Origin of the sequence: Pseudomonas mandelii (assembly GCF_900106065.1) — a bacterium.
In the GTDB taxonomy this organism is placed as follows: Bacteria; Pseudomonadota; Gammaproteobacteria; order Pseudomonadales; family Pseudomonadaceae; genus Aquipseudomonas; species Aquipseudomonas mandelii.
The window spans coordinates 4,420,104-4,430,344 of the sequence record NZ_LT629796.1 but is presented as its reverse complement, the minus strand read 5'-3'; the positions used below and the strand labels follow the sequence as shown (position 1 = coordinate 4,430,344).

At 57.0% G+C, this 10,241-nt stretch carries 12 protein-coding genes and 1 tRNA gene; 4 read left to right on the top strand and 9 right to left on the bottom strand.

All coding sequences use genetic code 11. From position 1 onward, the window contains the following. Positions 1 to 99: 99 nt before the first annotated feature. On the top strand, positions 100 to 495 hold the full coding sequence (locus BLU63_RS20585; protein ID WP_083376050.1) for a hypothetical protein: 396 nt from the start codon (positions 100 to 102) through the stop codon (positions 493 to 495). Between the two features lie 580 nt (positions 496 to 1,075). Here BLU63_RS20585 and BLU63_RS20575 read toward each other — a convergent pair. The 7 genes from BLU63_RS20575 to BLU63_RS20545 all read right to left on the bottom strand — a co-directional run bounded on the left by BLU63_RS20575 (position 1,076) and on the right by BLU63_RS20545 (position 4,148). After that, positions 1,076 to 1,288 (bottom strand): hypothetical protein, encoded by a 213-nt coding sequence (locus tag BLU63_RS20575; protein ID WP_083376048.1) that lies wholly within the window; start codon positions 1,286 to 1,288, stop codon positions 1,076 to 1,078. 106 nt (positions 1,289 to 1,394) lie between these two features. Then, positions 1,395 to 1,577, bottom strand: coding sequence for a hypothetical protein (locus BLU63_RS20570; protein ID WP_083376047.1), 183 nt, complete (start codon positions 1,575 to 1,577; stop codon positions 1,395 to 1,397). A 127-nt stretch (positions 1,578 to 1,704) separates the two neighbouring features. Beyond that, positions 1,705 to 2,133: a glycine zipper domain-containing protein gene (locus BLU63_RS20565; protein WP_010456581.1), complete on the bottom strand. Its 429-nt coding sequence runs from the start codon at positions 2,131 to 2,133 to the stop codon at positions 1,705 to 1,707. 193 nt (positions 2,134 to 2,326) lie between these two features. Continuing rightward, positions 2,327 to 2,698: a hypothetical protein gene (locus BLU63_RS20560; protein WP_010456583.1), complete on the bottom strand. Its 372-nt coding sequence runs from the start codon at positions 2,696 to 2,698 to the stop codon at positions 2,327 to 2,329. Positions 2,699 to 3,035: 337 nt separating this feature from the next. Then, entirely contained in the window at positions 3,036 to 3,221 is a 186-nt protein-coding gene (locus tag BLU63_RS33350) for a hypothetical protein (protein WP_010456584.1), read from the bottom strand. Between the two features lie 187 nt (positions 3,222 to 3,408). Then, positions 3,409 to 3,729 (bottom strand): YbjQ family protein, encoded by a 321-nt coding sequence (locus tag BLU63_RS20550; RefSeq protein WP_083376046.1) that lies wholly within the window; start codon positions 3,727 to 3,729, stop codon positions 3,409 to 3,411. 329 nt (positions 3,730 to 4,058) lie between these two features. After that, positions 4,059 to 4,148: transfer RNA gene (locus tag BLU63_RS20545), tRNA-Ser, on the bottom strand. A gap of 307 nt (positions 4,149 to 4,455) precedes the next feature. Here BLU63_RS20545 and BLU63_RS20540 point away from each other — a divergent pair. The 3 genes from BLU63_RS20540 to BLU63_RS20530 all read left to right on the top strand — a co-directional run bounded on the left by BLU63_RS20540 (position 4,456) and on the right by BLU63_RS20530 (position 7,215). Beyond that, on the top strand, positions 4,456 to 5,145 hold the full coding sequence (locus tag BLU63_RS20540) for a crotonase/enoyl-CoA hydratase family protein (protein ID WP_010456588.1): 690 nt from the start codon (positions 4,456 to 4,458) through the stop codon (positions 5,143 to 5,145). A gap of 214 nt (positions 5,146 to 5,359) precedes the next feature. Then, a complete protein-coding gene (locus tag BLU63_RS20535) occupies positions 5,360 to 6,082 on the top strand; it encodes a lysophospholipid acyltransferase family protein (protein WP_077748178.1) in 723 nt (240 codons plus the stop codon). A gap of 161 nt (positions 6,083 to 6,243) precedes the next feature. Further along, positions 6,244 to 7,215, top strand: coding sequence for a magnesium and cobalt transport protein CorA (locus BLU63_RS20530; protein ID WP_010456592.1), 972 nt, complete (start codon positions 6,244 to 6,246; stop codon positions 7,213 to 7,215). A gap of 54 nt (positions 7,216 to 7,269) precedes the next feature. On the opposite strand, the gene BLU63_RS20525 is transcribed toward BLU63_RS20530, so the two are convergent. Next, positions 7,270 to 7,998: an amidotransferase gene (locus tag BLU63_RS20525; protein ID WP_010456594.1), complete on the bottom strand. Its 729-nt coding sequence runs from the start codon at positions 7,996 to 7,998 to the stop codon at positions 7,270 to 7,272. Between the two features lie 95 nt (positions 7,999 to 8,093). Beyond that, positions 8,094 to 10,238 (bottom strand): 3-hydroxyacyl-CoA dehydrogenase NAD-binding domain-containing protein, encoded by a 2,145-nt coding sequence (locus BLU63_RS20520; protein WP_077748177.1) that lies wholly within the window; start codon positions 10,236 to 10,238, stop codon positions 8,094 to 8,096. Positions 10,239 to 10,241: the final 3 nt, after the last annotated feature.

The window sequence follows — 10,241 nt, the reverse complement described above, 5'->3', positions numbered from 1 at the left end:
CCCGATCGGGTTAAGGGGACGGGCTCAGGGGACAGATTTATTTAGGACGGATGGCAGCTACAAGGGCTACTCAACTCCCAACCCACGCAGGAAGTGTTCGTGAACAAAACAAGAGAAATATCCATAAACTCCTGCGGAGTCACTGAGAAAGTTTCAATCGAATGCGACCGAAAAAATCTGACATTGGTTTTCACAACAAAAAATGGCTTGAGAAAAACTTACACGGCTTTTGATCTTTACGAATGCTTTGGGCTGTTGCGAGCCGATTTTCAGGAAATGAATTTTCTATGCAAAGGCGCCAAACTCAACGTATATCCCTCGCGTATGGCCTCGCAAATGGCCGGCGGCATAGTGGCGTATGAGCTCCATATGGGACGCGCAACTGAAACTGAAGACGTGGTTAATATCTTCGATTTTAAAGACAAAGACATCACAACTGATATTCAACAACAAAGGGACTTCTATAACCGTTGGCTGCAACAGTTCACGCACTAACCACGAAGGTTAACAATCATATTTAGCCAAAGCACTTTATTAGCAAAAAAGCCCAGTTCGGACTGGGCTTATCCTCCAAGAAGAACCTGGATTAACCGCCGGAACCACTCGTCCCCCCACCAGCACCACCCGTCCCTCCTCCCGCATTTCCCGAACTCCCACCACTCCCACCACCGCTCATCCCTGAACCACCAGAGCTACCGGATCCTCCAGACCCACTCCCAGAACCACTCCCCATCGAACTTCCACCACTCATCGACCCGCTTCCCGCCCCCGGGCTGGTGCTACTCCCGCTCGCATCACCCGCATTCCCACCACCAATGGTGCCAGGCGGCAGCGTCTTCGCATCGCCAGAACCCGCATTCATTTCAGTAGACGGCGGCATCCCGCCCTTATCGACCGGAGCATCGTTGCCGGAAGACTGAGCAAACGCCGCCATTGAACTGATCGACAACACGCTGCTCACCGTCAGGACCATCAATGTTGACCTGATCATGGTGCATCTCCTCTAAAAAGGTGCGTACCTGATTTCTGGCAGCATTGGCTTTTTAAAGGTGCCGCTCAATCGACGAATGGCTTTTCAGCTGGGCTCACCGGAGCCATTGTTACCGGCAATATCCGGGTCTTCGGGGGTGGCCTCAACATCGCCACGTTTCACATCATCAGTCGGCACTTGCTCGACCGCAGTGTCGTCGTCCGGCGGACGTTGATCGCGACTCAGGGAATCGGTGGGCGAAGGCAGCGGGTATTCAGGGGTGTCGTCGTCATCGTCGACTTTCGGATCAGCATTCATAAAGCACCTCTCGAAGGGCCTGAAAAGCAGGCCCTGAAATTTCGAGGGCTGGGCAATGCTTGCGTTCGATCAGTGAGACGATCGGTCGATAGCACATCAACGCCGGTCAATCGTCGTCTTCTTCCTCTTCTTCGTACTCGGCGTTTCCCACATCCCCAACGTCATCGGAGTCGTTGAGCGGGACCGTTGCATCATCCATCAAAGAGCCCGGATCTTCGTTACCTGGGTCATTGATGAACGGAAGCCCACTTGGGCCTTTTTCTTCCTTGCCTTCGGTTTCAGGAGTCATGGCAGTCCTCGCGACGTTGGGGGTGTATGACGTTCGAGGCGGCTTGCGACCAAACGTTCCGGGGACTACCAGGCAGATACGAAAAAACCCGGCCTGGGCCGGGTTTCTGATATCACTCGATGTCGAATCAGTGATGTTTATTCTTGTGCTTGTTTTTGTGCTTATTCTTATGACCGCCTCCGGAATGGGAGCCGCCGTTGTCGTTGCCGAGGTTGTTGCCGACCGCACCACCCGCTGCGCCACCCAGGCCTGCGCCAATGGTCGAACCGGTAGAACCGCCGAGGCTGTTGCCGATCACGGAGCCGCCTGCCGAGCCTAACCCACCACCAATCGCGGCCTCTGTGCGACTGCCCTTGTTCGCGCCAACAGCGCTGCCCGCAGCACCGCCAACGCCGGCGCCAATCGCTGCGCCTGTGCTGCCGCCCATTTGCTGACCCACTACGTTACCCAGTGCGCCGCCAAGACCGCCACCAACTGCAGCAGTGCCATCACCGGCAGCCATTGCACCTTGAGCGACCAAAAGTCCCAGAAACAACGTGGACAATGTCAAACGCATGATATGAACCTCAAATTCCGCATCGGGGGTAAGAGTACGCATTGCGGATGGGCGTGAGTCTAGCACCTGCACTCACTGAATCCGGCCAGCGATGGAGGTTGGACATCTGCAAATTCAAAGTCTGTGAAAAACGAAACATCCAGATACGAAAAGCCCGGCATTTAGCCGGGCTTTTCGAGGTTATCGCTCAGGATCAGTGACGCTTGTGACCTTTGGCCAGATTGCTGCCCACGCCGCCGCCCAATGCGCCGCCCAAGCCTGCACCAATGGTCGAACCAGTCTTGCCGCCCAGGCTGTTGCCGATTACCGAACCACCGGCCGCACCGACGCCGCCACCAATGGCCGCTTTGGTGCGGCTGCCTTTACGTGCTGCCACGGCACTGCCGGCTGCGCCCGCAACACCCGCGCCGATTGCCGCGCCGGTGCTGCCACCCATGCTCTGGCCGACCACGTTACCCAACGCACCACCCAGACCACCACCGATCGCAGCAGTGCCATCACCGGCAGCCATCGCACCTTGAGTCACCAGAAGTCCCAGAACCAGAGCAGGCAGTGTTAAACGCATGACGAAAAACCTCAAAAATAGGGAATACCGAAAAGCCGGGGATTGAATGCTTTCGAGAAGGAAACGTCCACACAAAATCCGCCGCTCCTCGCAATTGGCGACGTTTGGACAGCTTTTATGGAAAAGGTTTTATGACAGGCAAAAAAAAGCCCGCTGGGGAACGGGCTAGGGTACTGCTTTCTAACGGATGAGCTGAGACTACGTACTTGGGTGTGAAAACTTTGTGAAAAAACATCAACAGAAAATTCTCGCTTGTCGGTCGACCATTTTTTGGGGTGTCGAGCCCCTCTAAAAATAAAAAAACCCCACTCATTGGCGGGGTTTGTCCGTTTGACCATTACTTCCTGGATGTCACTCGTTTTGGCAAAAACTTCGACCTGAGCACCTTGGTTGCCGCGGATCTGACTTTGCTGGTTTCGACCTGATCTTCACCGAAGCTCGCCACATACTCCGTCTGGCCACACTGCACGCAATTGTTGATTGGAAATTCTGCCCCGTCGTCTTCGATATACGGATCAGTCATAGCGCTTCCCCTCTCAAAGCGGGATCGATACCGGCAAGCCCTATTGCCTGAAAAATATCGACCACCAAGGCTTTTGAGACTAGCCGGTCATTACCAGACTTGTAGTTCAGATCTCCGCATGCCCGACGAATGGACCCCGCCGTTTCCTACAAAATCAGCTGGCGATCAAACAGATTCATTCCGTCACTCACCTCAGCTTGACTGCCGTCCCGGTCACAAACACCACGACCATCCCACCCTTGCCGGCCGGCATGCTGATCTCAAAATCGAGCCCCACCACCGCATCCGCCTGAAGCGCCCGCGCCCGCTCCTTGATCTCCTCGGTCGCCTGAATCCGCGCTTCCTTCAACGCCCGCTCCAGCGTCTGGGAACGGCCACCGAAAAAATCCCGCATGCCGGCGAACACGTCGCGGATAACGTTGACGCCCTGCACCGACTCGGCGCTGACGATGTCCAGATAGGCGGTGATTTGGCGGCCTTCGATGGCGTGGGTTGTGGTGGTGATCATGGGGATTCCTTCTTCATAGAGGCGCGCATTATTCCTCTGCGGCCAATCGTTGGAAACAAAAAGCCCAGCAACGGCTGGGCTTCGATAATCAGGTATCACAGTTCTTCAGGCATATTTACAGAGTCAAAGAAGCTTGCCGTCGGAAGCCCCCATCCGCTTGGCGCTCCTGCGTTACTTCCCACACGCCTTTCACTATTCCTACACCATTTTCAGAAGCGACTTCGCTTATTCGCTTGAGCCAACAACGGTGCCATGATTCAAATACCAACGCCAGAAACCACAAAACCCCTGATTTCTCTCGAAATCAGGGGTTCTGGTTACATCGAATTTGGCGGTGAAGGAGAGATTCGAACTCTCGATACAATTTCTTGTATACACACTTTCCAGGCGTGCTCCTTAAGCCACTCGGACACTTCACCGTATCTCTTCAAACATGTTCTGTCTGTCGAGGCGCGCTAATGTAGTCGAAAGCTTTTCTGATGGCAAACTTTTTTTGCAGAATTTTCATGCGCTTAGCGTTTCAGTCGATCCTGTCGGTTCCGGGCGATGGCAAACCTGCCAATCTCCGGCTTCGCGCCCTCTTCTATAAGCAGAGGAATGCGCGGCGGGAGTGGCGAGCTACGCTTGCCCGGCGGGGAAAGGGTGACTGGCGGGTCAGTCACGGCGCTTTACCTGGCCTGCGGCGGTGGGTAACGTCTGCCCAACTTTCATACAAGGAATAGCGTCATGAGTGAGTTGATTTCCTACCATCTCGAAGACGGTATCGCGACCCTGACTTTGAGCAATGGCAAGGTCAATGCCATTTCCCCGGACGTGATTGCTGCGTTTAATGCTGCGCTGGATCAGGCGGTGACTGATCGTGCAGTGGTGATCATTACCGGTACGCCGGGGATTCTGTCCGGCGGTTATGACTTGAAGGTGATGACGTCCGGCCCGAAAGAAGCTGTCGCGCTGGTGACGGCCGGCTCGACGCTGGCTCGTCGTCTGTTGTCGCATCCATTCCCGGTGATTGTGGCGTGCCCTGGGCATGCGGTGGCCAAGGGCGCGTTCCTGCTGTTGTCGGCGGACTACCGCATTGGTGTCGACGGCCCGTTCAGCATTGGCCTGAACGAAGTGCAGATCGGCATGACCATGCACCATGCCGGTATCGAGATCGCGCGTGATCGTCTGCGCAAGTCGGCGTTCCACCGCTCCGTCATCAACGGTGAGATGTTTAATCCACAGAGCGCCGTGGATGCCGGCTTCCTCGATCTGGTGGTGTCGGCGGAAGAGCTGCAAAGTGCTGCGCTGGCGGCGGCGCGTCAGTTGAAGAAGATCAACATGACCGCGCACAAGAACACCAAGCTGAAAGTGCGCAAGGCGCTGCTGGATACGCTGGACAACGCGATCATCCTGGATCAGGAACACATGGGTTAAGCCCGGACAGTCTGCACAGAAAAGCCCGACCGTCGTGTCGGGCTTTTTCATACGCACGCTGTTGAAAAATCCACAACCGCTCTAGCACGCGTCTGACCCACAAGTCGGAAACATGCGCACAAACATCGCCTATCTCCTTCCTCTATAGCGGCAATTGCCGAAAACAGTGCACATCCGTACACTGCGCCACCTTTTGTCCAGGTGGGGCCTGTAAATGCTGTTTGCGTTTCGTATGTTATTGATGGGCCTGCACTTTATTTTGGCAGGTGTGCTTGGGGTGATTCTGGGCCTGTGCCGCCCCTTCAACCCGGACAACAGCCGGTTGTGCGCGCGCCTGTATGCTTGGCCGGCGATGTGTATTTTGCGTTTGCGGGTGAAGGCCGATGTCGGGCCGTTGATGGATAAGCCCGACAGCTGCGTGATCATCGCCAACCACCAGTCCAACTACGATCTGTTTGTGTTCGGCAACGTGGTGCCCCGCCGCACCGTATGCATCGGCAAAAAGAGCCTGAAGTGGGTGCCGCTGTTCGGGCAGTTGTTCTGGCTGGCCGGCAATGTGTTGATCGACCGCGGCAATGCGCACAAGGCGCGCCAGTCGATGTTGACCACCACGCACACCTTGCAGCATCAAGACACATCGATCTGGGTCTTCCCCGAAGGTACGCGCAACCTCGGTGAAGATCTGCTGCCGTTTAAGAAAGGCGCGTTCCAGATGGCGATCGCCGCGGGCGTGCCGATCGTGCCGGTGTGTGTCAGCAGTTACGTCAAACACATGCGATTGAACCGCTGGCGCAGTGGGAAAATTCTGATCCGCTCGCTGCCGGCAATTCCTACGGCGGGATTGAGCCTGGATGACATGCCCCGGCTGATGGCACAGTGCCGCGAGCAGATGCGCGAATGCATCGAGTCGATGGACCGGCAACTCCAAGCCGTTTGACAATAAAACCCGCCTAGTGCGGGTTTTTTTCGCCTGTGAACTTCTGCCGGCGAACTCGGCAGATTTCATTGACTCTCAAGCAGCAGACAAGGCTAAGCTGAGCACGGCTCGCCACTGGGTCTTTGTTAATCAAAAGCGCTAATAAGAAGTGAACCAAAATCATGGGTAGAGTTGTTGCTGCTGCGGTTTATAGCGCCGGTAAAAAAGTCACCAATATCACCCTCGACGAAGGCGCGGCCTGGGCAGCAAAGCCTGGCCACTTTGTCTGGATCGGCCTTGAAGAGCCGAACGCGCAGGAACTGGCCAACCTGCAACGCCAGTTCAACCTGCACGAGCTGGCCATCGAAGACGCCTTGGAAAAACACAGCCGACCGAAGCTCGAAACCTTCGGCGATGCCTTGTTTATCGTCACGTATTCACCGGTCCGGCATGAAGGCAAACTGGAGTTCATCGAGACTCATATCTTTGCCGGCAACGGTTACATCATTACCGCGCGCAACGGTCATTCGGCGTCCTACGCCCTTGTCCGCCAACGTTGTGAGGCGCGTCCGCTGTTGTTGGAGCACGGGGAAGATTTCGTCCTCTATGCCATCCTCGATTTCGTGATTGAAAACTACCAGCCGGTGGGCGAAGCGATCCATGCCGAGATCGATGAGCTGGAGCGCAATGTGTTGTGCAGCGCGCTGAATGAACATGACATCCAGAAGCTGCACGGCCTGCGCCGGGACGTCTTGCGCTTGCGGCGTTATGCGGCGCCGATGGTGGAGATCGGTGAGGAACTGCAGAAGCTGAGCTTTCCGTTTATCGACAAGAACATGCGCCCGTACTTTCGCGATGTGCAGATTCACGTCACACGGCAGATGGAAGACCTGACGACCCTGGCGGACATTGCCAGCCAGACCATCGAGGTCGGTGTGTTGCTGGAGGCGTCACGGCAGAGCGTTGTGCAGCGCAAGTTTGCGGCGTGGGCGGCGATCCTGGCGTTTCCGACGGCGGTGGCGGGGATTTACGGGATGAACTTCCAGAACATGCCGGAGTTGACCTGGCATTACGGGTATTTCGCGGTGCTGGGGTTTATTGCGGTGGGATGTGTGAGTTTGTGGGCGAGTTTCAAAAAGTCCGGGTGGCTTTGAAACGCTTGTGTGGCGAGGGCGCCTGCTCCCTCGTCGCACATTCGCTGCAATGTTTTAAACCGCTTTAGCTTCTGGCTTATGCGCCACAAACCGCATCATCCACTCCGCAACGGTCGTGCCGTGATGCTCTTGCTCAAGGCTCGCCACACCTTTCGTATAAACCTGCTGACCCAGTGCCTCCTGTCGAATCTCCAACAGCGCACGGGAATAATCGTGAATGAACTCCGGGTGCCCCTGGAAGCACAGCACCTGATCGTTGATGTGGTACGCGGCGAAAGGACAGAAATCGCTCGAGGCGATAACCGTGGCGTTTTCCGGTAGCGACGTCACCTGGTCCTGGTGGCTGATCAACAAGGTCAGTTCTTCACGCACCGGACTCATCCATGGCGCCTTGGCAGCGAGTTTGTATTTGTGAGTGCCGACGCCCCAACCTTGGGTCGCTCGTTCGCTCTTGCCGCCCAGCAGCAGCGCCAACAACTGATGGCCGAAGCACACGCCCAGCAACTTGTCGCCGCGTTCATAACGCTTCAGCAAGTAGGCCCGCAGGGTTTCGATCCACGGATCGGTGCCGAAGGAATCGGCCTTGCTGCCGGTGACGAGGTAGGCATCGAAGGTCAGATCGTCACTGGGGTACTCGCCCTGCATCACGTTGTACACGGTGAACTCGGCAGCGATGGGTTGCTGCGAAAACAGATTCTGGAACATCTGCCCGTAACCCTGATATTGATCGACCAGTTCCGGACGCAGGATGTCGGTTTCCAGAATGCAGATGCGTAACGACATAAAAAATACCTGACACGTGATGGGAATAATGCACACCCCAGAGCCTGCCTCGAAACACGGTGACAAGGCAAGCCCCGGAAGGCGTCATACGTCCCTTAGAACGCCTCCCCTTTGGCCGCTTTCTCCAGCAATAACGCAGGCGGCGCGAAACGCTCGCCATACTGCTGGGCCAGGTACTGGGCGCGGGCGACGAAGTCTTTCACCCCGTACTGGTTGATGAACTGCAGCGCGCCACCGGTCCAGGCCGCGAAGCCGATACCGAAGATCGAGCCGACGTTGGCGTCCGCCGTCGAGGTCAGCACACCCTCCTCCACACAACGCACGGTTTCGATGGCTTGCACGAACAGCAGGCGATCGCGCACATCCTTTGGCGAAATCTGCCCGTCGGCTTTCTCGAAACGGCTTTTCAGCTCAGGCCACAGATGTTTCTGGCCACCGACCGGGTACTCGTAGAACCCGCCTCCTGCGGCTTTACCGGGCCGCTTGTATTCGTTGAGCAGCAAGTCAATCACGGCGAACGCGGGGTGCTCAATCAGCGGTTTTCCTTCTGCTTGCAGGTCTTTGGCGGTCTGCTGGCGGATATGACTCATGAGGCTGAGGGAAACTTCGTCGGAGATCGCCAGAGGCCCGACAGGCATACCGGCCTTGCGCGCTTCCGTCTCGATCATCGGTGCACTCACGCCTTCGCCGAGCATGGCGATGCCTTCGTTGGTGAAGGTGCCAAACACCCGGGAAGTGAAGAAACCACGGCTGTCGTTGACCACAATCGGCGTTTTCTTGATTTGCAGGACGAAATCGAACCCGCGTGCCAGGGTTTCGTCGCTGGTGTTGGCGCCCTTGATGATCTCCACCAGCGGCATTTTCTCCACCGGGCTGAAGAAATGCAGACCGATGAACTTCGTTTGATCCGGCACGGCGGTGGCCAGGCCGCTGATCGGCAAGGTCGAGGTGTTGGAGGCGATCACTGCGGCCGGGCCGACGACCTTTTGTGCCGCCGAGGAGACTTTGGCTTTCAGCTCGCGATCTTCGAATACCGCTTCAATGATCAGGTCGCAACCGGCCAGGTCGGCATCGTTTTCGGTGGTGTGGATCCGCGCCAGGATTGCCTCTCGCTGTTGCGGGAGCATCTGGGCGCGTGCGACTTTCTTGTCCAGCAGCGCCGCCGAGTGGGCCTTGCCCTTCTCCGCTGCTGCGAGGTTGATGTCCTTGAGCACCACTTCAATGCCGGCCGAAGCGCTGACAAAGGCGATGCCCGCGCCCATCATGCCGGCGCCCAGCACGCCGACTTTTTGCGTGACACAAGGTGCAAACCCCTTGGGCCGCGAGCCGCCGGCGTTGATCTCGTTGAGCTGGAACCAGAAGGTGCCGATCAGGTTTTTCGAAATTTGCCCGGTGGTCAGTTCCGTGAAATAGCGGGTTTCGATGAGGTGCGCGGTGTCGAAATCCACTTGAGCGCCTTCGACAGCGGCACAGAGAATCTTCTCCGGCGCAGGCATGCAGCCCTGGGTTTTGCTGCGCAGAATCGACGGTGCGATGGCGAGCATTTGCGCGACTTTCGGGTTCGACGGCGTGCCGCCGGGTATCTGATAACCCTTCACGTCCCACCGCTGTGCGGCGGCCGGATTGGCAATAATCCAGGCGCGCGCCTTGCTCAGCAATTCATCGCGATCTGCGGCCAGTTCATCGATCAAACCCGCTTGCAAGGCCTGTTGCGGCCGGACTTTCTTGCCTTCGAGCAGGTACGGCAAGGCTTTTTCAATGCCCAGCATGCGCACCATACGGACTACCCCGCCACCGCCCGGCAGCAAGCCAAGGGTGACTTCCGGCAGGCCGAGTTGCACGGATGGATTGTCCAGCGCGACGCGGTGATGGCAGGCGAGGCAGATTTCCCAGCCACCGCCCAACGCCGCGCCATTGATCGCGGCCACCACCGGTTTGCCGAGGGTTTCCAGGGTACGCAACTGGCCTTTGAGCGTCAGGACCATGTCGTAAAAGGCCTTGGCCTCGGGTTTGCCGACCTTGATCAGTTCATTGAGGTCGCCACCGGCAAAGAAGGTTTTCTTGCCCGAGGTGATGATGACCCCGGCAATGCTGTCCTTTTCGGCCACCAGGCGGGCGACGCAGGCGGCCATGGCCTCGCGATAGACCGCGTTCATGGTGTTGGCGCTCTGGCCCGGCATGTCGATGGTCAGGACGACGATCTGGTCCTGACCTTTTTCGTAACGAATGGCTTCAGTCATGTC